Here is a 23385-nt window from a genome sequence, read left to right as displayed (position 1 = left end):
ATTAAGAAAGCCACCGGATTTTTGGTGGCTTTTTGCTTTTTAATAAACGCCTCTTCTCAGGTTGTTGATTAGTGCACCAAGATTTAATACTATTGTATAGCGGATTCGGTAGCCATAGTTTTTGAATGAAGGTTCAAACCCAAGACTTGATGCTACAGGAAAATAAACTTCCAAAAAATCCGGAATGACCTTGACCTTCACTCCCGAATCCCAAATGAATTGAGCATTGTGTCCTTTATTTTTATATATACCTGCATCGGCATACAAATTAAACCATTTCCAAAGATGAGAATCAACATTGATGCTCGTGATAAATTGGTTGACGGATGTATTGAAAAATGACTTGAAACCACCTTCTGCCATGATAAACTGCTGAGAAAGAATCCCCGAGGTAGCGCTCTGCCCCAAGAGCCCGTACGAAAACGAGTAGTTTGAGACCCGCGAAACCCCATAATTAAACAAAGAATTCTTGGTTTCATTTTTCAAAAAATACCCGGCAAACCATCGGAAACTAATCTTTTTATCCTTGGCAAATTCCCAACGATAGAAGGCTTCTGCAGATAACTTTTGGAAATCTTCCATCCATTGAATATTGGTACTGATGTACTTCTCGTGGATCAGCCGGTTATCAGAATAGGAGTAACCGAGGCTCCAGAGATTGTATTTGGCATATTGGTTATTGAGAACCATCAGTGGTGTCAGCTCTCGCTCATAGTAGTTGTAGGAAAAATAGAGGCTCCTTCCAATAGCACTTCTCGGATCCTTGTTGAAAATAAAAGATGTTCCGGCACCAAATTTCTTATATGCCAGATCTTTATCATAATGAAAGTAAGATCCAGAAACCGCAAAATTCCAACTTCGGAAGAAACTGTTTGGTTGTAATATGGAGTAACCTACTGCGCCGGATCCCGTCAATCTGCCTGTTCCCGAGCTATAATAAGGCGTTAATGAGTAGGTTAACTTTTGGTCAAAGATCCCTTGATTTTTAAAATTAAGTCCTAGCAAAACCTTATCATAAGCGTTAAAGGTTAACCTGGGGGTTATGAAAATCTCGTTAAATTCTGGATTTTGGATGTCTTTTACCAATTTTAATTTAAGCTTTTTAGTATTAGCAAAAAGACCTTTGGTATAGATATAATTATCACGAAAATTGGTCTCCGGGAAGATGTAATCGTCATTTAGGATTACTTTGTTTATATCATTTTTTGGTAATGAAACTGTATCAGCAATCTTATCTTTCCAATAGGTTTTTCGGTCTCCGCTGACGTCTATGGTTTCTATTTTCAATGGGGTATCGTTGGCATTTTTTTGTCTAATGCGCGCCGTATACGATGATTCTTTTTCACGGATGCTTTTCAGGTCAAAGTTGATCCTATGCTTTTCACCCATCATTGTTTTCAAAAATGCTGATTTCCCCTCTGTGAAATTTTCCAGACGATCGAGAAATGCTGCTCCCGAAACTTGTTTTCTATAGTTGTGCGTCAGATATTGCTTCAGGAAGAAGTCAAAAGAGGCAGTTCCCTGATATTCTGCAATGTAATTTAGAAGGCTCCCTGTCTCAAACTGGCTGATAGCCGTGGTGTTGAAGTTGCTGAGTGCCGCGTAAGGTGTTGTGATTTTTTGATCCAGATTTTGGGTGTAGATATAATGGTAGGCCAAGCCATAACGCTCTGTCAGCTTTAGGTCAGATGCGTGGAAGAGTTTTAGCGGTTTCATCCCAAGGATCTTGGCATTGTCTGGCAAGTTGCCCAAGAGTTTGTGATTGGGGTAGAAATTTTTCAGATATTGATTTTCTAAGTAAGATTTGATGCCGTTTTTCAACCAGTGATCTGTGGACTTATTGGTAATGAAATAATCATCCATCACTTTTTTTGAGATCACACTAAAATAATCCAGATCTGTTTTTTCATAATCGGTAAACATCTGGTATTTCAGTTTCCAAAACTTGATGTCATCAATCCCAATAAATTCTTCTTTATTAAAAAATTTTTGAGTGATGAACATCTTGTCCGGCAGGTTTCCTGTTCTGGCTTTAATAAATTTTAGCTGAGTGGGTAATATAAAATTAAGCGTCTGCCGCTGAAATTCTGTTATCTGATAACCCAATTGGATGTTGACTTGTTGCCCATCCACATCTACCAAAAATTCTGGATAAACCTCACGGGATAGCAGAAATTCCGGATCATTGACGGAAAATCCTTCAAATGCTGATGTGGAGCTTTGCGGAAGATTCGAGTAAGATTTCCAATGTTCGGGCAAATGGAAATCAACTGTCCAGTGTGAGCCCGCATTAGCCGTTTCTTCGATATCGCGGTAATAGGCAGCGTTTTGGGCATCATCTTCGTAAGTTTCGGGAACCAGAAAAAAATATTTGAGCAAAATATGTTTGCTATCCGTACCATAACCGGTGAAACGCGCATCGGGCAGCCTCATTAGGTAATAGAGTTTGATGCTGACACTCTTTCCTGGATCCAGTGGTTCGGACAATGGGATAAACAGGTTTTCCTTGCTTTTATTCAGAATTTCTCCTGTGCTATTATTGTAAGCATATTGTAGGCTTTCCAACTTCCCCAATTGATTTTCCTTGGCAAAATAAAGGTCTTTTTTACGGTCTTCCACTTTTCTTTTGAGCAGTGGGGTTTTGCGGTTTTGGTAAGCAGCAACCCAATTGAGCAGTTTAATTTGGTGGATAGGGTGGTTGTGAGGATTATGGTAAATCAAGGTTTGCTCCACTTCAATGGTTCTTTGATCGTCATTCAACTTAACATGTAGCCGCAGACTGTCTTTCTGCGCCATAGCACAGAAATGAAAACCCAAAATCATCAAAGCCAACAGAAAATGCCTCATCGAAATTATCCAATAATTAAAACTACTAATTTTTACCGAACAGGCGAATACGTTATGCAATAAAAAGATCGCATTGATGCAAAATAAAAAACCCTTTCAGCATTGCCAAAGCTAAAAGGGTCTTTATTTTTATTGATATTAACAGTTACAAAGCATTCTGATAAGCCTGCCAGCCTTCAGTTTTGTAGCGAACTGCTTCCTGTTCTGGCTCGTCAGATTTGTAGATGCCGCGTCCCACGATGATAAAATCTGTGTGATATTGGGAAATCACGTGTTCCGGCGAATTATATTGTTGCCCTTTGCTGTCGCCGGTGGCAGATAAATTAACGCCCGGCGTAAAGAGCAAAACATTATCAGGTACTTTATTTTGTGCCACACAGCCTATTATATTAGGATGGTTCTCAACGATTTTAAGGGCTTCTTCACGGTAATGGGCGTCAGTCAAAGTCCCTTCGGAAGACATTCCCAAAATTGCTACAACACCTGCATTTACAAAACAATCAACACTTTTGCTACCGCCAATCACGTGCGAGGTTACAAGATCTGCCCAGTTGGAAATCTTGAATGCTCCGTACGAGAATTGTAATTCCTGCGTGTTCCCGATGTCAGCAAATTTTCGGTCTTCCATTATCAGGAAGTTATGTTTTGTGGCGAGATCTTTTAGTGGAAGAATGGTTTCATCGGCATCAAAATCGTTCAGGATATCGACGTGCGTCTTGAGTGCGACGATGTGTGGGCCTACAATATCAGCAAAATCCAATAATTCTTTTGTGGTGATAAAATCGGCTGAAGCAATCAGGTTAGACCTTTTTTCAATGGCAATTTCGAGGATTTTTTTAGTGAAAGAATGTTCTGCAATTTCAAGTTTTTGCTCGTAAGACAATCGTTTCTTTTCTTCGAACACTACTTGGTTTCCGTTGACAAAATCCTGAATTCTAGCGACCTCTTCATCATCGATATAATTAACTTCTCTGAGGATTTCCACCACCTCCGAAATGTTGAAAAGCGAATGTACTTTATAACCTTTGGCTTCCAGTTTTTCTTTGCCTCCCTGTTCTCTGTCAAGAACCACAACGATGTCAGAAACTTTAATACCTTCATTTTCAACTTCATCAATTGTCTCTACCAAAGACTTCCCGGATGTAATCACATCTTCTACCAGAAGGCAGTTTTGGCCTTTCTCATAGATGCCTTCAATCAGTTTTTTGGTGCCATAGGCTTTGGCTTCTTTCCTTTTGATAATCAGTGGTAGATAACTTTCCAGCGACATGGCTGTTGCCATTGGAAGTGCTGCGTAAGGCACACCGCAGATGATGTCAAAATTATCTAATGGAAGCATATCCAGCAGATAATTAGCCAGTTTTTTCAGGATTTTTGGGTCAGATGCGAGTGGGCGAAGATCCACATAAAACGGACTTTCTATGCCGCTTTTGAGGGTAAAACGTCCAAATTTTATAATCCCGAGTTTATAACACTCCAGGAAGAATTCTTTTTTACTTTCCATTTACTTTCTTTAGATTGTTACAAATTTAAGGCGAATTTTTAAACCACAAAAGGCACAAAAGTTTTGAGAAGAAAAAACATAATTTATCATTCCGTAGAAACCTAAACAGTTTTGTGGGGATTCCTATTCAATGATAAACTGACTGTTGAAATGATCCTTTATAATCTTTTAATTTTCCAAACTGTAGTCTATACTTCTCGCCACTTCGGATTAGCAGCAAAAATTTTTTCATTTATTTTACAACTCTCAGCATGCGCACCTTTCAGAAAGCCGATGCTCATCAGAAATTCACCAACAATCTCGCCACCCGTGAATTTAAACGTTTTCTTGAACAGTTTTACCCATTCTTCCTTGCTTTTCGGATGGTGATGATTCAGCCATTTTTCAAAAGAACCAAATTCCTTTTTCAGTTCGATAATGGTTTTTGCATTTTCTATGACAGCGTTCACTTTCAGTTTATTGCGGATAATTCCGGCGTCGGACAAGAGTCTTTCCCTATCTTTTTCAGTATATACGGCTATTTTTTCAATACTGAAATTACTGTAAGCTTTTCGGAAAGCAGCTTCCTTTTTCAGGATGGTTTCCCAGCTTAGCCCTGCCTGGTTAATTTCCATAATCAGTCTCCCAAACAACTCATCATCATTATGAATCGGGAAACCATAATGGTTATCATGGTATTTTTTGTGCAACGCTTTTCGCTCTTCTGGCTGCATGGTTTCTATCGCTTGGCAGTATGACATTGTATGTTTTAATTTAATTTTACTTGTAAAGATAATTAACCCTAAATCATTGACAATTAAAAAATACAAATTCTTATCTTCGTACAAAGCTTTTTTAAAATGACAAAACAAATCTCCTTTTTAATTTTTCTTTGTTCTTTTTTCCTGATTAATGCCCAAATAGAAGAGAAAAAACTGGATGATCTGATCCAGAATTCGCTTAAAACGTTTGATGTCCCTGGCATGTCGGTTGGCATTGTAAAAGATGGTAAATTGATTTATGCCAAAGGTTTCGGTGTTCGCTCTCTCAAAAATAATCAGCCTATGGACGACAAAACCCTGGTGGGAATTGCTTCCAACAGCAAAGGATTTACCTGCACCGCTTTGGCAATTTTGGCTGATGAAGGAAGAATTAACTGGGACGATAAAGTAAGCAAATATATCCCGGAATTCCAGATGGCTGACCCTTACGTCTCCCAAAATGTGACGATAAAGGATTTGATAACTCATAGAGCAGGTTTGGGTTTAGGACAAGGTGACTTGATGTTTTTCCCGGAAGGTGGCAGTTTGACTATTAATGATATTATCCATAATGTGAGATTCCTAAAGCCAGAAAATCCTTTCCGGACGACTTTGGATTATAATAATATCATGTTCATCGTAGCTGGGGAAGTTATCCATAGGGTTTCCGGTTTGCAATGGGCAGATTTTATAGAGCAGCGGATTATGAAACCTGTGGGGATGACATCAAGTTTTGGATCTTATAATAGGGCAAAAAACTCATCAAATATTATTGATGCACATGCTCCGGTTGACGGAAAAGCCATTGCTGTTCCCCACGATTGGAACGAAACAGCGAACGCAGCCGGCGGAATTATGAGCAACATCCAGGATATGACAACATGGGCAAATTTCCTTCTGAATGGATTTGTGACCAAAGACGGAAAACGTTTGGTGTCCGAGAAAAATGCGCATGAATTATGGAGCCTCCAGATTCCGGATAAAGTGGGGTTGACCTCACCTTATGACACTCATTTTTATGGTTACGGATTGGGTTGGTTTTTGAGCGATGTCAAAGGTCATTTGCAGGTGCAGCATTCGGGAGGTTTGATAGGAACGGTGACGCATTTTACATTGATCCCGGATCTGAAACTGGGCATTGTAGTTTTGACGAATCAGCAATCTGGCGCAGCTTTTTCCACGATTACCAACTCGGTAAAAGATGCTTATCTTGGCATCGAAAAGCGGGATTGGCTGAAGCTTTACGGAGACAGGAATAAAAAGAATGAAGAAACCTTCGCCAAACAGAAGAAGGATGTTTATGATAAGGCTTCAAAATTCAAATCAGATTTGAAAGATGACCAATTCATCGGTTGGTATAAAGATGAATGGTTTGGCATTGTAGAGGTGTCCAAACAAGGCAAAGGTTACCGGATTATTTCCAAATCTTCTCCAAGGTTGAAGGGGGATTTGATTCCTTATTCAGATAATGCTTTTATAGCGAAGTGGGATGATAGAAGTTATGATGCTGATGCATTTTTTATGTTGAACTTTGACGAAAACGGCAAAGCCATTTCTGCCAAGATGAAGCCTATATCGGATGTAACCGATTTTAGTTTTGATTTTGAAGACTTGGATCTGAAAAAAATTAATTAGAAATCCAAATATTCTACATCAGATAAAAATTACCTGTCCATTTTTCGGTTGTTATTCCATGGTCCATCACTTTACATTTGCAGAAATCATTTATCTTTTATGACAATGGAACTCAGTTTTGAACAAATGTATCAGGCTTCGTTTGACAAAAACCCCGATTTTGAAGGTGTTTTTTGGATGGGTGTGAAAACAACGGGTATTTTCTGCCGCCCAACTTGCACTGCCAGGAAACCTAAACCTGAAAATGTAGAATTTTTTTACACTACGAAAGCTGCAATCCTAAAGGGTTACAGGCCTTGCAAAGTTTGCAAACCGTTGGAAAACCCCGATGAGACTCCTGAAAAAATTCAGAAATTGCTGGATGAATTATCAGAAAATCCGGGACTGAAATTCAAAGATTACGATTTGGTTAGCAGAGGAATGGAGCCGGCAAGTGTAAGGCGGTGGTTTCTGAAACATCACGGGATGACGTTTCACGCCTTTCAAAGGATGTTTAAGATTAATTCGGCTTTCAAGAAGTTGCAGGAAGGAGGACATGTTTTGGATGTAGCTCTGGATAATGGTTACGAGAGCCTGAGTGGTTTCAATGAGGGATTTAAAAATGTGTTTGGTGTTTCTCCAAAAAATTCGAAAATGGAAAAAATTATTGACCTCAAAAGAATCGAAACGCCCTTGGGAACAATGATTGCCTGCGCTAGTGAAAGCGGAATCTGTATGCTAGAGTTCTCCGACAGGAAAGCCCTTCCAACAGAATTGAAAGAAATTTCAAAGCATTTTGGTGCCAATATTATACAAGGTGATAATCCTCATTTCAAAGTTTTGGAAAAGGAATTGAACGAATATTTTAACGGGCAAAGAACCGAATTTACGGTAACACTTTCACCTGTTGGTACAGATTTTCAGAAAAATGTTTGGGAAATCCTGCGAACCATCCCGTATGGCAATACCCGCAGCTATCAGGATCAGGCCAATATCTTGGGAAAACCAAAGGCAGTTAGAGCTGTGGCCAATGCCAATGGTCTTAATAAAATTTCGATTGTTATCCCTTGTCACAGAGTCATCGGCAGCGACGGCAAATTAACGGGCTATGGCGGTGGAATTTGGAGGAAACAAAAATTGCTGGAACTGGAAAAAGCAATTTTGTTTTGAGGGATAAAAGAAAAAAGGAAGCTAGAAATTAAATGTTGATCTGGTATAATTTCTGCTCATTTTTATAACCGGATAGTTCAACGTCTATTATCCATCAGTCTATCATCTATCCATATAATAATCTATCAATTATGAACCTTCAACCTACTTTAGAAAATGATTATGTCAAACTCGTACCATTACAAAACAATGATTTTGAGCAATTGTACGAAGTAGCTTCCGATCATTTGATTTGGGAGCAGCATCCTAATAAAGACCGTTACAAAAGGGAAGTCTTCCAGAATTTTTTCCAAGGCGCGATGGAAAGTGGAGGTGCTTTTAAAATCATCGAAAAAAATACTGGGGAAATCGCTGGCAGCAGCAGGTTTTATAACTTTAATGAAGAAGAAAATTCCATTTTTATCGGCTATACATTTTATGCGAGGAAATTTTGGGGGACAAAAATGAATGGCCAAGTCAAAAAACTGATGCTGGATTATATTTTGCAGTGGGTTGATAAAGTCAATTTTCACGTTGGGAAAGATAATATCCGCTCACAAAAAGCAATGGAGAAACTCGGTGCCAAAAAAGTGGGCGAAGCTGCTGTGGCTTATTATGGCGAACCGGATCGCCTAAACGTGGTTTATGAAATTTCAAAAATAGATTCATAAATTTGAACTTGATAATTTGTGAAATGAAAAAATACAGAATCCAGTCCAATCCATTTGTAGTGCCAACAACAGATGGCAAATTGATAGAAGAGTATTGGGGAAATTCCACCGGCAATGCGGGAATTTCCATCGCTCATATGGTGGCACCGCCAAACTGGACAGAACCCCATCAGACCCCGGAATTTGATGAATTTACCTTAATTATTTCAGGTAAAAAACATTTTGAAATAGATGGCGAAGAAATCATTCTGGAAAAAGGACAAAGCATCCTGATAGAAAAAGGAGCGCGCGTGCGCTATTCTAATCCTTTTACAGAACCTTGCGACTATATTTCCATTTGCCTGCCTGCATTTTCAATAGACCTTGTGAACAGGGAAGAATCATTATAAAACCAGTTCTTCAAAAAGCCTGTCAAACGTTTTCTCTAAATCTGAGCTAGCTCCTGGATGTGGCCTTGATGTCTGGATGATAGAGCTTTTAACAGCTGTCAACCATCGGAAACGCTCGGGGATTTCAAGTTGAGCAATAGATCCCGCAGACTTGTTGCCGAGTGCAATGTTTTCAAAAGATTCCAGATGTTTCAGGACTTCATCATATTCCGTTTTAGAATGCATCAGCCGGAATTTATCCTGGCAGAGGTGGATTTTTACTCTGATGAATTTTTCCCTTTTGGAGAACATAATCAGCCCAACGTTGAAGAACTCTTCGCGCTCAGGTTTTGGTACCAGGCGGATTACCGCATACTCATATAACTTTTGCTCTTGCATTTTTGGCTTCATTTAAAAAGTTATCAGAATGGGCGAGTCTCAGGCTGAGGAATTGGAAATAAACATCCTTGATTTCTTCCGGTGTCAGGTCGGTATCATTCCAATATAGCCAGTCGGTAGGGATCAGATCGACAATCTCTCTCAAAACATTTTCTGTTAGTAATGCCTTGAATTTCTCATTCGCAGCATCCAGTTCAGAGGCCTGAGGCAGCAGCACGTGATCCTTGATCATCACAAAAGGGCTGACGGCGTTTTTCTCCCAATTGTCCCAGGAATGATGAAAATACAGCGAAGCACCAAAGTCAATCAACCAAAGTTCTTTGTGCCAGATCAACATATTGGTATTGCGGAAAGTACGGTCTATATTGGTGAGAAAGGCATCCATCCATACAATTTCAGAAGCCGTTTTTGGGTCAATTTTCACCGCTCCTGGATCATAAGTAATAGCTCCGGAAAGATAATGTAACGCGATATTGAGGCCGCAACTAGCTTTCAGCAGATCCTGAATTTCCTCATCACCTTCACTTCTTCCAAAATCTTCGGACAGGTTGGCAAATACCAGCTCTGGTATCTTCATTCCCATTACCTGCGCCACTTTTCCGCCAATCAATTCAGAGATCAAGGCCTTTACGCCGTGGCCCGCACCACGAAATTTCAGAACATATTTGAAGTCGTCATCTGCCTCTGCCAATGCCGGCAAAGACCCACCTTCGCGCAAAGGCAGGATGTAGCGTGTAACCGTAACCGTTCGTAAGGATAAATCCAAGTTGTAATTTTTGGTAAAAATAAACTATAATTTTTTATTTAATTGTTTTTTCTCAGTTTGGGCACCTTCTCCGCCCTCCGCTATTATCTTTTTTGCTCGGCATAGCCTCTCACAAAAAAGGATAACCGCTCAGGTCGGGGTGCGCTTGGCAGGGTTGAAACTTCTGTTGTTATATAAAGTTTTCAGCATATTTTTAGTTTTCTTACTTTTGAAAAAAATAATCAATGTCCAGCTTCATAGACTTTGGAATCGCCCAAAAGCAATACAACAAAATGAACAGAATCACACAACTTTTCGGAACAAAATATCCCATCATTCAAGGTGGGATGATTTGGCATTCTGGCTGGCGGTTGGCTTCGGCGGTTTCCAACAATGGCGGATTGGGGCTCATAGGTTCTGCAAGTATGTATCCTGATATCCTTAGAGAAAATATTCAGAAATGTAAAGCGGCAACAGACAAACCTTTTGGGGTGAACATTGCTTTGCTTTACCCCAATCTGGAAGAGATTATTAATATCATTTTGGAAGAGGGCGTGAAAATCGTTTTTACATCCGCCGGGAATCCCAAAACTTATACAGAAATTCTTAAAAAAGAAGGCATCAAAGTGGCTCACGTTGTTTCGAGTGTCAAGTTTGCGGTTAAATGTCAGGATGCTGGCGTAGATGCAGTTGTAGCAGAAGGTTTTGAAGCGGGCGGACACAACGGACGGGATGAAACCACCACGCTTTGCCTCATACCGAATGTCAGAAAACATATCGATATTCCTTTGATTGCAGCTGGCGGAATAGGTTTGGGAAGTCAGATGAGAGCAGTAATGACTTTGGGCGCAGATGGCGTACAGATCGGTTCCCGATTTGCAGCGACAGTGGAAGCTAGTTCTCACGAGAATTTCAAAAACAAAATTGTTGAGTTGAACGAAGGAGACACGCAATTAACTTTAAAAGAATTGGCACCGGTTCGCTTAGTCAAAAATAAATTTTTTCACGACTTGGAAAGTTTATATGAAACGGGCAGAAATGTTGAGGCTTTGAAGGAAACTCTTGGAAGAGCGCGTGCAAAACGTGGAATGTTCGAAGGTGATCTGGTGGAAGGAGAATTGGAGATTGGTCAGGTTTCTACCTTGATTGATGAGATTCTTCCCGTAGAAAAGGTGTTTGAGAACTTAATCAAAGAATTCAATGAATCGAAGGTGGATTTGAGTTTGTAAAAGCTTCGGGAGCTTCATCCTGACAAAGAGTAGTCACTTCAAACCAAAAGGCAAATCGTAGAATTGCTCATTATTTATAATTAATCATTAATCATAAAAATCGTGTTTTCCAAACAAGAAGCGCAACAATTAAAAACGGAATTCTGGACGGCTTTCGGAAAAGCTTTCCCCAGGAAATGGCTTTTGTACGATACCAAAATCAAAGATTTCTCTTTCAAGTTTTTGGCGGATAATAAAAAAGCGGAAGTGTCTTTGGATATCGAGATGAAAGACGAGCTGTTCCGTAATGCTTACTACGATAAAATTTGGTCTTTAGAATCCATTTTAGAAGACGAGATTGGCGAATTTATAAAAGATGAATTTTACACTTTGGATAATGGCAAAGTCATCAGCAGGATTTGGGTTGAGAAAACAGGAGTTAGCATTTTTAATAAACAAACCTGGCCGGATATTTTCGAATTCTTTGTGGAGAAAATGGATGGATTTGAGCGGTTCTATTACGAGTACGAGGATTTTATAAAGGATGTTTGATTGTGTGAGCGATGGTAGCGGAAATCCTTTTTTGTCATATTGAGCCTGTCGAAATATAGACAGAAAAGATTGAAGCGGACGTAGCGACCCGAGCGTTGGAATTGCGGATGAGAGGGACACACCCAAAAAATTAAAATGAAATGGAGAATCACGAATACAATAGATAAATAAAAAAGGATGAGTAAAAATATTACGATAAAAGCAACTGATTTTTTTGAATTGTTAAAGGCCAAAGACCAGTCTATGTGGGATATTTTTGCACAGATGATTGATGGCGAAGAGAAAGAAATTGTCTTTTTGAATGACGACAATCAATACATTTTCCATTATGTTTTACCTGCAACCGTCGACAAATTGCAGGAAGATAAATTGCTTTTTGCCAAAGAATATTCGGAAAAATTATCAGGCCTTAACTAAGTTTTTCTTCCATTCCAGATAGCCTATAATGGCCATTACCGTAAAGACGAAATATTGCAATCCTGTGAATGCTAATCCTTTGTAAAACATCATGGGCACGCATATCATATCTGCGACAATCCAGAATAGCCAGTTTTCGAGGTTTCGTTTGGCCATAAAATACATTCCCACAAGGAACAGGGATGTGGTGAATATGTCGGTGTAATTGGCCCAATCAAGATGATACAGGCCCAATTTTACACCGTTCATTGAAAACCTATTGTCTATAAATGGCTTGAAATAATAAACCAATCCAACAAATATTAAACTTCCTATAAATAGTATGATGCCTGTTTTCCATTCCTTTTGACTGGCCTTTTTCACCTCTACATGTATATGGTCATTAGAATGCTTTGACCAGAGAATCCATCCGTAGATACTCATTACGGTATAATAAACGTTGATGAGCATGTCGCCCAAAAGCCCAAATACAAACATAATGTAAATAAAAAGAACTGTGGAAATAATGCCTGTCGGGTAAACCCATATGTTTTTTCTGATGGAGCAATAAACACTTGCCATTCCAAAAAAAACGGCGATAATTTCTAAAACAATCAGATAGGTATCGTATGACCTATATTGTGCCGCAATACTTTCTAAAAAATTCATGTGGTCAAAGATAATTATAAAAGCATATAAATATCTACTGGTATCCATAATTAATACAGATAACTAAAATTAGTTAGTTAAAAAAAGTTAAGGAAAGCATTTTTTTAATACTTTCGTAAATCAAAATAAATATATAGGAAGAAAACCCTTGCTAATCCAGGGGTAATAATCAAAAAATTGAGTTATGTCGAATATTTGGATTAAAAAACCGATGGAAGCTTATGAAGCGGACATTAAAAAGAGCCAGTTAAAACGTGTTTTAGGAAAGTGGAGCTTAACAGCCATAGGAATTGGTGCCATCATTGGAGGTGGTATTTTTGTTTTAACGGGTACGGGGGCATATTATAATGCCGGGCCTGCTTTAGCGCTTTCCTTCGTTATTGCTGGTATTGCTTGCGTTTTTGCAGCATTATGTTATGCTGAGTTTGCATCTATACTACCTGTAGAAGGTTCTGCTTACGCTTACGCCTATGGTACCGTAGGTGAAATCTTTGCTTGGATAATAGGTTGGGGACTTGTATTGGAGTATGCCATGGGCTCTATGACAGTAGCTGTTTCCTGGTCGGGGTATTTTGCCAAACTTCTTAAAATGTTTCATATCCACCTTCCCGACTGGCTTACGACCGATCCGCAAACATATCTTGCAGCAGGAAACAGTGGGTTTTCTATGAATCTGCCAGCGTTTTTTATTGTTTGGGTGGTTATAGGTATTTTGCTTCGTGGAACAAAGGGAGCTGCAAAGGCCAACAATTTTATAGTAATGCTAAAGGTTTCCGCTATTATCTTTGTTATAATTGCCGGACTATTTTTCATCAATACAGAGAACTGGCACCCATTTATTCCGGAGCCTACAACAATTACGGAAAACGGGGTGAGCCATTCGGCTTATGGTTTCTCTGGTGTAGTAGCCGGTGCAGCAGCTATATTCTTTGCTTATGTAGGCTTTGACGCTGTTTCCACGCAAGCTGGGGAAGCTATTAATCCTAAAAAAGATGTGCCGTTTGCTATTATAGCTTCTTTGGTTGTTTGTACTTTATTATATATACTTGTTTCTTTGGTCCTTACCGGAATGATGCACTACACAGATTTTAACCCTTTAGGCAAATATCCCGATGCGATCAAAGCACCTGTGGCTTATGCATTTGATATAGCAGGACAAGCTTGGGCCGGTTATATTATCACAGTAGCAGCTACAGTGGGATTGATCTCAGTTTTGATGGTAATGATTATGGGACAATCCAGGATTTTTTTGGGAATGTCAAAAGATGGGCTAATCCCACCTACCTTCTCCAAAGTAAATCCTGTTACAGGTGTACCGGCCAAAAACTTAATTATACTAGGATTTATAATTTCTGTTGTAGCCTCATTTACACCAATTAACGACCTGGCGCATATGACCAGCTTCGGGACATTATTTGCTTTTACGATGGTTTGCGTGGCCGTTTGGGTTTTGCGAATTAAAGAGCCACAACTTCAGAGAAATTTCCGGGTGCCAGCACTGCCGCTTATCGCAATACTAGGTATTTCCATTAATTTGTATTTGATCTATAAATTAAGCAAAGAGGCGCAAATGTATTCTTTGAGTTGGTTGGCGATAGGTTTTGTGGTTTATTTCCTGTATAGCAGGAGGAATTCAAAACTCCGAAATGGTGGCTATGGTGAAACCTTCAAGGCAGAACAAGAGCCATTAGAAGATGTTGATATAGATATCGATAACAAACAATAATATAAAATTCCGCAATCTTTGCGGAATTTTTTTTTTCAGTTGTTGGACTGCATCGATTGTTTTGGAGCAATTCCCGCTATCTGCTGTATCTTTTTTTCGCTCGGTCGGCTCCGCTGCGCTCCGCCGCCTCACTCAAAAAAGGATGCCGCTGCTATCGGGGCTAGGCGGTTGATCAACTAATCAATATTTTGTCAATAATCATTAATGTAGAGAAACTTTCTTTATTTTTATAAAATGAAAAAATTAATACTACTTATCTTCACAATTATTTCAATATCCCTTCAGTGTCAGAAATTCACAATAGATACATTATTTACCGATAAAATCAGCATCCGGGCAATCCAGCTTTGGGAAGGGAAAGTTTGGTATGCAGGAACGGATTCCAAATTCGGATATGTAAATCTTAATGATAAAACTGACAAAAGACAAATACAACTTTCTGATAAAAAATTGCAGTTTAGAACGCTGGCACAGAACAAAAAGTATTTTTACACCATCAATATAGAAAGTCCCGCCAATTTTTTTAAGATAGATAGCAAGTCTTTTGATTACAAGATAATATACATAGATGGTGATACTACTGCTTTTTATGATGCGTTGAAATTTACAGATCATAGTTTTGCAATAGCATTTAGTGATCCATCTGCTAATCAACGACTGAATATCTCCCAGACAAGAGATGGCGGCTCAAAATGGGTTCATTGCAATGATTGCAAAGATTTCCCTTATCTAGAAAAAGGTGAAGCCGCTTTTGCCGCCAGTAATACAAATATTGCATCTGTTGGTAATATAATCTGGATCGCGACAGGAGGTACAAAATCCAGAATTTACAAGATGAAAAATAAAGATTGCCATTGGCAAGTTTTCGAAACGCCATTTGTTCAGGGAACATCTTCGCAAGGTATTTATTCCATCGATTTTTATGATCAAAACTTGGGTATCGCTGTCGGCGGCGATTATACCAAACAATCCGATAATGTCAATAATATTGCGACAACCAACGATGGCGGCAAAACATGGCAAATCCAGGCAAGCGGACAAAATGCCGGTTATATGACCTGTGTCAAATTCCGTCCAAAAACTAAGGGTAAAGATATTGTGGCATTGGGAGACCAGCATATCAGTCTCTCTTCGGATTACGGAAAAACCTGGACCAAAATCTCCGATGAAAAAAATCTCTACGCGTGCGAGTGGCTGGATAAAAATACATTAATTCTGGCCGGAAAAGATAAAATCGTAAGAATGAGTTTTGAGTAATTATGTTTAAGGATAATTAATCATCCGATTGAGTTCTATCGGGTTATTATATTTTTTGATGACATTCCGCAGGCTGGCATTGATATCTCTTGCATTGACTGAATTGACAACAGTGCCATCGTTGAGAAAAAATTCGGAGTTCTGAGAGCTTCCAATTGCGTTTTTGATAAAGTTTACGGGAGATTCGTAATATTTGAGTTTAGAAGATTTGTACTTTTCCCAAGTCACGGGAGTTCCCATTTGTTTTGCTGCTGCAATAAACTGGTTTTCATCAGAGGTGTTTATTTTCTCAGATTTGACCAACTCAAAACGGTAGTTGCCTTTGTCATCATATAATTCAACAATTAATCCCGGAAGTCCCCGGAATTTGTATGGACCTTCCTGAAAAGGTAACTCCTCACAAAACCATGCTGTCCAGTTTCTGCCACCCCAATGGCTTGTAGCTTTTTGAACTTTCAGTTGATTGATTTGTTTTTTTTCGTCGGTAAGTTTCCACAATTGTGAGTCTTTGGTCTGTAATTTTAGAATTGTATTTTCCAAGAGATCGTAATCTTCAAAATCATTGCTTCCAGGCTTGTGCCTTAGGATATTGGAAGTATTTAGTTTTGAATTGTTAGGAAAAGGAATATTATTATTGATTAAAGAGTCGGCAATAAAATAATCGCGTGTGTAATAGAGTATTTCATCTTTATCAATGTCAAGATTATAATTCTCTTTGGTCATCATCTCAGAAGTAGAATCTTTTTTATAAATCACATCATAGATGTAACGGTAGTTTTGAGCTTGTGTGAAACTGCCAAGTAGCAATAGAAAAATGATAAAATTAGTCTTCATTTTTATTCTGTTTTTCATTAATGAAATCCCGTTCTTCTTTGGTTAGCAGCGTTTCCCCTTTATCGTCACTTATATTCAGTTTTGTCCAAAAAGCATTATTAATTTCAACAGGATTAGGAAGTCCGGTTTTACCTGTTTCCTTAAAATTTTTAAATATAATGTCCCTCGCAGAACGGTACTCATAAGTTTTGTCACCTACGATTGTTTTAAAACCATATCCCAATACCGATATTTTTGACGGAACATATTTTTCCCCATTTTTATAAAAATCAAACATTATAACACCGTCACCAAGCTGTTTCTGGTAATCCAATCCGTTTTCATCTTTTAGTTGATATGGTTTGGAAGAACTTTGGGTAAAATCCAATTCAAAATGCGTGATGGCATTGTCCTTCTTATTGTAAAGGATATAACCTTTGTAAACCATATTTGTATCCGTTTTTACCATAAAAGAAATGTCCTGCTCATCACCACTTTCAGACAAAAGTTTACCACTTGTTTTAACATGCTTATTAGTGGCGAGTCGCAGTGTCCGAAAAATTTCGTAACTGAAAAACATATCGCCTATGTTATCATGCGACATATCCTGCTTTTTTGTTTTGATGGGGTTTTCGAAACGTTCCGACTTCAGATAACGCAAATGTTCGATATCTATCTGCAAAAAGTTGTTGTATTTGTTATTGTAAGCTTCCTTGGCATTGTACATACCATCTTTGCTCCAGAATTTTCCATCTGCAATCATTAGCAGTTTCATATTATTATTCTCAAAAGAGCGCTGGCTGAAGGTAATATCATAAAGTTGAGGCTTGCTGTAATACACATCCTCATACGCCTTGGAAACTTTTTTGAGTATTTTGGTTACATCAATGGAGGTTATCTTAACTTCATCAATATCTTGATATTTCGGCCGGAGCTTTATAACTGGTGAGTATTTTACATTTTGGGTGACGTATCCGAAAGCCGAAATAGCCAGATTAGATGAATTGTCAGGTAATTGGATAAAACCTTCCTCGTTGGGATAGTAGACATTTTGTCCGGAGATAATTCTGGCAGTTGAGATTGGTTTTGATGTTTCCGAATCCAAAATCTGTAATTTTTCTTGACTAAATAGGATGAGCGGACACTGTAAAAAAAGAAGTATTAGTTTTTTCATTTTATGGAGCTTATTATGCAAAAATAGGTTTTTTGAAAGCCTCCCAATTGTAAAAATGTAAACAAAAAAATGTTAAATAATAAGCCAGATATTATCTTGATGAAGATCCGTTCTCGTGAGAAACTCCTTAGGGCTTAGCTTTGTAATAGTTTTAAAATCTTTGATAAAATGGGACTGATCAAAGAAAAGATGATCATAAGAGATTTCTGTCAGGCTTTTTTCTGTGGTTTTGTAATTCTCAAGAAGCTTTCGGAATCTTGATATTTTTCTAAACTCCGAAGGCGATTTCCCCGTTTTTATTTTAAAATATTGATTGAGATACTGTCTCGAAATTCCGTTTTTCTCGGCAATTTTTTCGATACTTAGATCACTTTCGATATCCATCAACAGGTTTTCGATCAGCACATCTTTTTTCTCATTAAATTTTGATAAAAGCAGATTTTCCAAGGAGTTAACTTGTAAAGGTCTTTCTGTGATTTCAAAAATTTCAAAAAACTGTTCTTTAAAATCATTATAAGGCTCGAACGATTTCATCGATTCTGGGATGTAAAAATTAATCATGCCTTCTACAAAATGATTAATTGCATTAGGTTTAAAATAGATGGTAAGCTCTTCAACTGGCTCTTTATAATTGATTTTTAGCTGTGTTTTGTAACGATAAGTGAGACTGGAAATTTGATTAGCGCTTTCAGATTTTTTTATGACAACTTCATTGTCGCCGATCTCCAAAATAGCGTTTTTAATTAGGCTAAGAATACAAAAGTTGTTTGGGAATGTAAAATATTGAAAAGGGTAGACTTGGTTTTTATTCATAAAATAAAAACCTTCTATATATTGAGATAAAATTTCTGATTTAGGTTTGTAAAAATCAACATGCATAAGTTCTGTAAAAGTACTTTGCAACATCATTGTAATGTTATAATAAAATATTAAAGTTCAATTTCAAAATGTTAATTTATAGTTAGAATCAGGTATCTTATTCGATAAATTTTTTTAGATTATAGTCAGCAATTCTAGAATCCTTACTTTTGCAGCAAATTATAGAAACCTGAAAGATAGAATTTTGAGGATGAAAAATACAGTCATTTTTGATATGGACGGCGTGATTGTGGATACAGAACCGCTTCATAAAAAAGCTTATTATCAGCATTTTAACGAGTTGGGCGCAGAGGTCGATGCCAATTTGTTCTCTCAATTCACCGGCAAATCTACCCGGAATGTTTATCAAATGGTAAAAGAAATTTTTGGGATTAATACAGATACAGAAGCGCTGATCCAGAGAAAAAGACAGATTTTTTATGGGCTTTTTGATGCAGATCCGGCACTGCAGCTTTTGGATGGTGTAGAAGTTTTGATAAAGAATCTTCACGATGCTGATTTTCAATTGATATTGGCCTCATCTGCCGCAAAATCTACAATTAACAGGGTTTTCAGACGCTTTAATCTATTTCCGTACTTTTCACATTTAGTTAGTGGTGAGGATTTTCCACAGTCCAAACCGGATCCTGCGATTTTTATAGAAGCGCAGAGATTATCAGGGAATGAGAAATCCAATTGTATCATTATAGAAGACAGTACAAACGGCATCCAGGCTGCTAATGCTGCAGGAATCTTCTGCATCGGTTACAAAAGCGCGAACAGCAAAAATCAAAATTATGAATTAGCAGATCTGGTAATTCACCATTTTGACGAATTGGATCCTGCAAAAATTTCAGACTTGTAAATTTTTTGTTTTACTGATTAGTATTAACTTTAGTTCTACCAAAACCATTTTGGTAATACAGTTTATTGGTAAAATTGTCCCTGTAAAGACCTTTATTTTCTTTGCCCAATGTAAAACGAAATTTTTTATTGGCCTCTGTCTTTTGATTGCCCGATAAAGCCAGTTGCTGTTGGATCATTTGAAGGTTCTGCTTTAGGTTAATCTGGTTTTTTGCTAGGCTGTCCAATGGTAAAGTCTGTTGGGCAGAGCAAATTTGAGAAAAGAATGCGAAAAGCAGAAAAAGTTTTAAAATTTTCATAGCTATCAGATTAATAATTATTTTTCAAAAAATACCATAGAACTCCCGATCCAGATCGCGTCTTTCTTGTTAAAATCCACGTTTACCATAGCGGCTTTGGTCATTCTCACAAGATTCACAAGGAGTTCCGGGTTTTCTTCCTTCGGGTTCCAGGCAAAAAGCAAGCGGATTTCTGCTTTTGAAAATTCACCGTTGATATCTTTAAAAACCGGTGCATAATCCACTTTTCGTTGCATTATATAATTGCCTTTATCCTCAATTTCGTTGATGATTTCCTGCGTCGGATTCAGGTTCACCCCGCTGCCCGCAAAGGAAAAAAGAGGCTTCAGGACAAAATGTTCCAAAGGTTCATTCTCAGGAAATTCTGATAAAAAATAACTTTTTGGGACAAATTCGTGTTTCAGTTTCGGCAAAATATATTTTGAAATTTTGAAAAACCAGTTCGGGTGCGTAATCCATTCAACATCCACATCATCCCGGAAATCAAATTCCGTTTCAAGGCCTTCGATCTTATCCAGTTCATCAAAAATCACCCGGTTGTAGATCCGTTTGATAGGAACCAATTTGCCGTCATTTTCATAAAACAATTGTTTTCCTTCCTTTTTTATTTTGGTCAGGCAAACCGTTTTGATTCCTAAATATTGCTCGGTAACTGCAAAATCAACTGCCGTTTTTTGTTTTTCGGGGTAGATTTCCAGAAGGATAACGTTTTCAGGATTTTCGTTTCCTACAATAACTTCTTTCAGCTTTTGGACATAATCTTCCTTGGGCAATGAGTTTTTCAATTCTTCAAGAAAAGGGTAAACGTCAATCAAAATATCTTCAAACAATTTCTGAAAACCAAACAAACTTGGGAAGGCCTGCAGCTCTATCAGTTGCGGGATGATGTCGCCTTTCTCATCTTGGCAGATTCCAAAATCAATCGCTATAAAATGAGGTTTTTCCGTATCATTGGGGACGTTGCAGCTAGCCGGAATGGCTTTTTCGAGCTCTTCATTGGGCATTTTTTTGATTTGTGAAATAATAGAAGAGGAGGCGTCATCCAGTTTTTCCCAAAAATCCTTTGTCAGGAAAATAGGACTTTCCGAAATACGAAAGCCAGCCTCCTGACCACAATTTTGATTGGCAAGATCTTTAACCTGTTGATATTTCTCTGCCGAAAATTCTTTGTTGAATTGTGCCCTGTATTTTGGAATCATAGTTTTAATTGTAAAATGTATGAATGTATCAAGTAAAAAGTACAAAATACATTGTACATCTTACATTGTACGAGAAAATTAACCGAATACTAAGTTTTCAGTAATTTGTTCTGCAGCAGATTGCAAGAACCTTGGGATAATTTGTGCCCTTGTGAGTACAATTTTGTCATCGTCGTCCATCCTGTCAATTGTTTCCAGGTATTTTTCCATCCCAAATGTTTCTATCATGGCTTCCTTATTTTTTGGATCTTCCAGGTTTTTAATAAATCCTACAGGATCTGCCTCGGGGTGGAATTGTGTACCAAAAATCTCATCCGAAAAACGAACCGCCATCAGCGCTCTTTCCAAGTGTATTGTTGGACGGATTTTTTCCAGCGCCACGATTTTCATTCCCAGCTCATCCAATTTTTCCTGATTCGGCTCAATACATTGATAAGCTCTCGAATCTACCGCGTAGAAAGGGTCTGGTAGGTTTTTAAACAAGAATTCCTGCTCGCCGTCTTCGGATTTATGGATTGGCATTACGCCAAAAGAGTAGGATTTGCGCTTGCAAACATTGGCAATCCCAAAGTGGATCACCGCCAACTGGAAAGAATGGCAAACCAAAAACGCAAACTTTTTCTGCTCACTATGTTGGTTATGTTCCCAGACCTGAGTTAAAAAATCAGAATATTTCTGTTCCCATACATAGCCTTCACGGTGCGGATTTCCCGGCCCGCCCGAAGAAATATAGATGTCATAATCTGCCATATTTGGCATCTCATTTTTATAACGAACATCAAAAATATCTACCGAAACTGCAAACTCAGACGCTTCCTGAAATGTTTTTGCGAGTTCCTTGATATTTCTCATCCCTTGGTTCGGATGGTTGTTATTCATATCCAAAAGTGCAATTCTTACATCATTTTTATTCATAAACATTATTTTTTACAAAATTAAGAATTTTAAAACGGAGCAATTTTTTGTGATATTTTGGGCAATCCCCTCTCCCTTGCATTGCAGCAGCTCGGGTCGGGCTGTCCGTTCATATCTTTTTTTTCTCACGGGGCTGCAGCCGCAAAAAAAGGATAACCACTTCCATCCCTATTGCGTGCCATTCAAAACAATTCTGCTTGGGTAGTTACAAAAGTCCTTTTTCAGTTTCATAGATCATATAATCCACCACTTTTTTCAGGTCGCCGCCGCTTTCTTTAAAAACCTTGAGCTGCCGGTCTGCGCCGGTTCCCATCTTGCAGATTTCGCGCGCATATTCTACTTCTTTTCTGCAACCAAGGTCATCCACCACATCATCGATAAATGCCAACAGTTCTTCCAGAAGGTCGCGGTAAGGAACGCTGGTTTCTTTTCCAAAATCAATCAAATCTGCATCGATACCATCTTTGGAAGCGCGCCATTTGTTCTCTGTCAGAAGAAGTCTTCGGTAGCTTCTGTAGCTGGTGTTTTGCTGATGCATTTTGTATATTTTTGCTACCAGAGACTGCATGATGGCAGCCAGGCAAACCGTCTCGTCAATGGTCATCGGCATATCACAAATCCTGAATTCGATAGTCGGGTAGAAGGGGTGCACGCGCAAATCCCACCATATTTTTTTGGCATTATCAATGGTTCCTGTTTTCACCATCAGGTTGACATAGGCATCAAATTCTGCCACGCTGCTGAAATAACTTGGCAATCCCGTTCTCGGGAATTTGGCAAAAACCTCCTGCCGGTAAGATTTAAATCCTGTCAAACGCCCCACCCAAAATGGCGAATTGGTAGACAAGGCGTAAACGTGTGGCAGAAAATACCGCATCACATTTTGAATCCTAATCCCTTCTTCACGATCCGGAATCCCGATGTGGACGTGCAATCCGAAAATCAAGTTCGATCTTGCCACATCGCCCATATCGCTCACGATTTTGTCATAGCGGGCATCTTTTGTAATGATGTTGTCTTTCCAATGCGAGAAAGGATGTGTGCCGCCACCGGAAACACGAAGGCCTTGCTCGTGGGCTATTTTAACAAGTTTTCTTCTGAGGTCTGTCAGTTCCTGGCGAGCCTGCTGGATATTTTCGCAGATACCTGTTTCCATTTCCACAACGGATTCGTGCATCTCGTGCTTCAGGTTTTCACTGAGCACGGCTTTTCCGCCTTCGATGATTTTGGAAACGTGGGAAACCAGATCGCGGCTTTCGGCATCGATAATCTGGTATTCTTCTTCCACGCCTATGGTGAATTTATGCATTTTTTTTCTTGTGTTAGTTAAGTTAGTAGTCGTTAGTTTTACACGTTTTGCAACAGCGAATGGCATGCAGCCCGGCCTGAGTGGAGCTCATTTTTTTTGCTTGGAAAAT

The 23385-nt window shown here is 38.6% G+C and carries 23 protein-coding genes and 1 pseudogene; 11 read left to right on the top strand and 13 right to left on the bottom strand.

All coding sequences use genetic code 11. The features are described 5' to 3' along the window. Positions 1-39: 39 nt before the first annotated feature. The 3 genes from AC00Y6_RS11305 to AC00Y6_RS11295 form a co-directional block, all read right to left on the bottom strand. Positions 40-2847 carry an aminopeptidase gene (locus AC00Y6_RS11305; RefSeq protein ID WP_474490717.1) on the bottom strand — a complete coding sequence of 936 codons (2808 nt, stop codon included), beginning with the start codon at positions 2845-2847 and terminating at the stop codon, positions 40-42. Positions 2848-2992: 145 nt separating this feature from the next. Continuing rightward, positions 2993-4351: an orotidine-5'-phosphate decarboxylase gene (pyrF, locus tag AC00Y6_RS11300; RefSeq protein WP_474490716.1), complete on the bottom strand. Its 1359-nt coding sequence runs from the start codon at positions 4349-4351 to the stop codon at positions 2993-2995. A gap of 188 nt (positions 4352-4539) precedes the next feature. Beyond that, positions 4540-5091, bottom strand: coding sequence for a DNA-3-methyladenine glycosylase I (locus AC00Y6_RS11295; protein ID WP_474490715.1), 552 nt, complete (start codon positions 5089-5091; stop codon positions 4540-4542). 99 nt (positions 5092-5190) lie between these two features. On the opposite strand from AC00Y6_RS11295, the gene AC00Y6_RS11290 reads away from it, so the two are divergent. From AC00Y6_RS11290 to AC00Y6_RS11270, 5 genes and pseudogenes are all read left to right on the top strand, one after another. Then, positions 5191-6726 (top strand): serine hydrolase, encoded by a 1536-nt coding sequence (locus AC00Y6_RS11290; RefSeq protein ID WP_474490714.1) that lies wholly within the window; start codon positions 5191-5193, stop codon positions 6724-6726. Positions 6727-6825: 99 nt separating this feature from the next. Further along, a pseudogene (locus tag AC00Y6_RS11285) lies at positions 6826-7338 on the top strand (bifunctional transcriptional activator/DNA repair enzyme AdaA); the annotation flags it as partial. A 21-nt stretch (positions 7339-7359) separates the two neighbouring features. After that, entirely contained in the window at positions 7360-7875 is a 516-nt protein-coding gene (locus tag AC00Y6_RS11280; RefSeq protein WP_474490771.1) for a methylated-DNA--[protein]-cysteine S-methyltransferase, read from the top strand. A 131-nt stretch (positions 7876-8006) separates the two neighbouring features. Then, complete coding sequence (locus tag AC00Y6_RS11275; RefSeq protein WP_474490713.1) at positions 8007-8525, top strand: GNAT family N-acetyltransferase; 519 nt, start codon at positions 8007-8009, stop codon at positions 8523-8525. Between the two features lie 23 nt (positions 8526-8548). Further along, the gene (locus AC00Y6_RS11270) at positions 8549-8914 is read left to right on the top strand and encodes a cupin domain-containing protein (protein WP_474490712.1); all 366 of its coding nucleotides are present in this window, start codon (positions 8549-8551) and stop codon (positions 8912-8914) included. Here the strand turns inward: AC00Y6_RS11270 and AC00Y6_RS11265 are convergent. Next, positions 8909-9292 (bottom strand): DUF3037 domain-containing protein, encoded by a 384-nt coding sequence (locus tag AC00Y6_RS11265; protein ID WP_474490711.1) that lies wholly within the window; start codon positions 9290-9292, stop codon positions 8909-8911. The genes AC00Y6_RS11270 and AC00Y6_RS11265 overlap by 6 nt on opposite strands. Beyond that, positions 9270-10058 carry a HipA family kinase gene (locus AC00Y6_RS11260; protein WP_474490710.1) on the bottom strand — a complete coding sequence of 263 codons (789 nt, stop codon included), beginning with the start codon at positions 10056-10058 and terminating at the stop codon, positions 9270-9272. Before AC00Y6_RS11260 ends, AC00Y6_RS11265 begins: the two co-directional genes overlap by 23 nt. Positions 10059-10330: 272 nt before the next feature. Here AC00Y6_RS11260 and AC00Y6_RS11255 point away from each other — a divergent pair, with 272 nt between their 5' ends. From AC00Y6_RS11255 to AC00Y6_RS11245, 3 genes are all read left to right on the top strand, one after another. Next, positions 10331-11266, top strand: coding sequence for an NAD(P)H-dependent flavin oxidoreductase (locus AC00Y6_RS11255; protein ID WP_474490770.1), 936 nt, complete (start codon positions 10331-10333; stop codon positions 11264-11266). Between the two features lie 102 nt (positions 11267-11368). Next, positions 11369-11797, top strand: a complete 429-nt coding sequence (locus AC00Y6_RS11250; protein WP_474490709.1) for a DUF4268 domain-containing protein — start codon at positions 11369-11371, stop codon at positions 11795-11797. Positions 11798-11974: 177 nt separating this feature from the next. Next, complete coding sequence (locus tag AC00Y6_RS11245) at positions 11975-12214, top strand: hypothetical protein (protein ID WP_474490708.1); 240 nt, start codon at positions 11975-11977, stop codon at positions 12212-12214. Here the strand turns inward: AC00Y6_RS11245 and pnuC are convergent. Beyond that, positions 12200-12862 (bottom strand): nicotinamide riboside transporter PnuC, encoded by a 663-nt coding sequence (gene pnuC / locus AC00Y6_RS11240; RefSeq protein WP_474490707.1) that lies wholly within the window; start codon positions 12860-12862, stop codon positions 12200-12202. The two genes, AC00Y6_RS11245 and pnuC, sit on opposite strands and share 15 nt — an antisense overlap. A 184-nt stretch (positions 12863-13046) precedes the next feature. On the opposite strand from pnuC, the gene AC00Y6_RS11235 reads away from it, so the two are divergent. Both AC00Y6_RS11235 and AC00Y6_RS11230 read left to right on the top strand, forming a co-directional pair. Beyond that, entirely contained in the window at positions 13047-14588 is a 1542-nt protein-coding gene (locus AC00Y6_RS11235; protein ID WP_474490706.1) for an APC family permease, read from the top strand. A gap of 234 nt (positions 14589-14822) precedes the next feature. After that, positions 14823-15845, top strand: coding sequence for a WD40/YVTN/BNR-like repeat-containing protein (locus AC00Y6_RS11230; RefSeq protein ID WP_474490705.1), 1023 nt, complete (start codon positions 14823-14825; stop codon positions 15843-15845). A 6-nt stretch (positions 15846-15851) separates the two neighbouring features. Here the strand turns inward: AC00Y6_RS11230 and AC00Y6_RS11225 are convergent, their stop codons facing one another. From AC00Y6_RS11225 to AC00Y6_RS11215, 3 genes are all read right to left on the bottom strand, one after another. Next, complete coding sequence (locus tag AC00Y6_RS11225) at positions 15852-16679, bottom strand: GLPGLI family protein (protein ID WP_474490704.1); 828 nt, start codon at positions 16677-16679, stop codon at positions 15852-15854. Then, complete coding sequence (locus AC00Y6_RS11220; protein ID WP_474490703.1) at positions 16669-17832, bottom strand: hypothetical protein; 1164 nt, start codon at positions 17830-17832, stop codon at positions 16669-16671. Before AC00Y6_RS11220 ends, AC00Y6_RS11225 begins: the two co-directional genes overlap by 11 nt. Before the next feature lie 72 nt (positions 17833-17904). After that, the gene (locus AC00Y6_RS11215) at positions 17905-18645 is read right to left on the bottom strand and encodes a helix-turn-helix domain-containing protein (protein ID WP_474490702.1); all 741 of its coding nucleotides are present in this window, start codon (positions 18643-18645) and stop codon (positions 17905-17907) included. A gap of 256 nt (positions 18646-18901) precedes the next feature. On the opposite strand from AC00Y6_RS11215, the gene AC00Y6_RS11210 reads away from it, so the two are divergent. Beyond that, positions 18902-19555 (top strand): HAD family hydrolase, encoded by a 654-nt coding sequence (locus tag AC00Y6_RS11210; RefSeq protein ID WP_474490701.1) that lies wholly within the window; start codon positions 18902-18904, stop codon positions 19553-19555. A gap of 10 nt (positions 19556-19565) precedes the next feature. Here AC00Y6_RS11210 and AC00Y6_RS11205 read toward each other — a convergent pair whose 3' ends face one another. From AC00Y6_RS11205 to AC00Y6_RS11190, 4 genes are all read right to left on the bottom strand, one after another. Further along, positions 19566-19853, bottom strand: coding sequence for a hypothetical protein (locus tag AC00Y6_RS11205; RefSeq protein ID WP_474490700.1), 288 nt, complete (start codon positions 19851-19853; stop codon positions 19566-19568). 17 nt (positions 19854-19870) lie between these two features. Next, on the bottom strand, positions 19871-21052 hold the full coding sequence (locus tag AC00Y6_RS11200; protein WP_474490699.1) for a hypothetical protein: 1182 nt from the start codon (positions 21050-21052) through the stop codon (positions 19871-19873). Positions 21053-21130: 78 nt separating this feature from the next. After that, on the bottom strand, positions 21131-21967 hold the full coding sequence (locus tag AC00Y6_RS11195; protein ID WP_474490698.1) for a type 1 glutamine amidotransferase: 837 nt from the start codon (positions 21965-21967) through the stop codon (positions 21131-21133). Positions 21968-22172: 205 nt separating this feature from the next. Then, entirely contained in the window at positions 22173-23276 is a 1104-nt protein-coding gene (locus AC00Y6_RS11190; protein WP_474490697.1) for a carboxylate-amine ligase, read from the bottom strand. Between the last annotated feature and the right edge of the window lie 109 nt (positions 23277-23385).

It is taken from the genome of Epilithonimonas sp. (assembly GCF_056329745.1).
This window is presented reverse-complemented; position numbering and strand designations above follow the sequence as displayed.

Excerpts from the sequence above, each read along its gene's own strand:
- AC00Y6_RS11305 (WP_474490717.1), bottom strand. The coding sequence starts at position 2,847 with ATGAGGCATTTTCTGTTGGCTTTGATGATTTTGGGTTTTCATTTCTGT.
- pyrF (WP_474490716.1), bottom strand. The coding sequence starts at position 4,351 with ATGGAAAGTAAAAAAGAATTCTTCCTGGAGTGTTATAAACTCGGGATT.
- AC00Y6_RS11295 (WP_474490715.1), bottom strand. The coding sequence starts at position 5,091 with ATGTCATACTGCCAAGCGATAGAAACCATGCAGCCAGAAGAGCGAAAA.
- AC00Y6_RS11290 (WP_474490714.1), top strand. The coding sequence starts at position 5,191 with ATGACAAAACAAATCTCCTTTTTAATTTTTCTTTGTTCTTTTTTCCTG.
- AC00Y6_RS11280 (WP_474490771.1), top strand. The coding sequence starts at position 7,360 with ATGGAAAAAATTATTGACCTCAAAAGAATCGAAACGCCCTTGGGAACA.
- AC00Y6_RS11275 (WP_474490713.1), top strand. The coding sequence starts at position 8,007 with ATGAACCTTCAACCTACTTTAGAAAATGATTATGTCAAACTCGTACCA.
- AC00Y6_RS11270 (WP_474490712.1), top strand. The coding sequence starts at position 8,549 with ATGAAAAAATACAGAATCCAGTCCAATCCATTTGTAGTGCCAACAACA.
- AC00Y6_RS11265 (WP_474490711.1), bottom strand. The coding sequence starts at position 9,292 with ATGCAAGAGCAAAAGTTATATGAGTATGCGGTAATCCGCCTGGTACCA.
- AC00Y6_RS11255 (WP_474490770.1), top strand. The coding sequence starts at position 10,331 with ATGAACAGAATCACACAACTTTTCGGAACAAAATATCCCATCATTCAA.
- AC00Y6_RS11245 (WP_474490708.1), top strand. The coding sequence starts at position 11,975 with ATGAGTAAAAATATTACGATAAAAGCAACTGATTTTTTTGAATTGTTA.
- pnuC (WP_474490707.1), bottom strand. The coding sequence starts at position 12,862 with ATGAATTTTTTAGAAAGTATTGCGGCACAATATAGGTCATACGATACC.
- AC00Y6_RS11235 (WP_474490706.1), top strand. The coding sequence starts at position 13,047 with ATGTCGAATATTTGGATTAAAAAACCGATGGAAGCTTATGAAGCGGAC.
- AC00Y6_RS11230 (WP_474490705.1), top strand. The coding sequence starts at position 14,823 with ATGAAAAAATTAATACTACTTATCTTCACAATTATTTCAATATCCCTT.
- AC00Y6_RS11225 (WP_474490704.1), bottom strand. The coding sequence starts at position 16,679 with ATGAAGACTAATTTTATCATTTTTCTATTGCTACTTGGCAGTTTCACA.
- AC00Y6_RS11220 (WP_474490703.1), bottom strand. The coding sequence starts at position 17,832 with ATGAAAAAACTAATACTTCTTTTTTTACAGTGTCCGCTCATCCTATTT.
- AC00Y6_RS11215 (WP_474490702.1), bottom strand. The coding sequence starts at position 18,645 with ATGAATAAAAACCAAGTCTACCCTTTTCAATATTTTACATTCCCAAAC.
- AC00Y6_RS11210 (WP_474490701.1), top strand. The coding sequence starts at position 18,902 with ATGAAAAATACAGTCATTTTTGATATGGACGGCGTGATTGTGGATACA.
- AC00Y6_RS11205 (WP_474490700.1), bottom strand. The coding sequence starts at position 19,853 with ATGAAAATTTTAAAACTTTTTCTGCTTTTCGCATTCTTTTCTCAAATT.
- AC00Y6_RS11200 (WP_474490699.1), bottom strand. The coding sequence starts at position 21,052 with ATGATTCCAAAATACAGGGCACAATTCAACAAAGAATTTTCGGCAGAG.
- AC00Y6_RS11195 (WP_474490698.1), bottom strand. The coding sequence starts at position 21,967 with ATGAATAAAAATGATGTAAGAATTGCACTTTTGGATATGAATAACAAC.
- AC00Y6_RS11190 (WP_474490697.1), bottom strand. The coding sequence starts at position 23,276 with ATGCATAAATTCACCATAGGCGTGGAAGAAGAATACCAGATTATCGAT.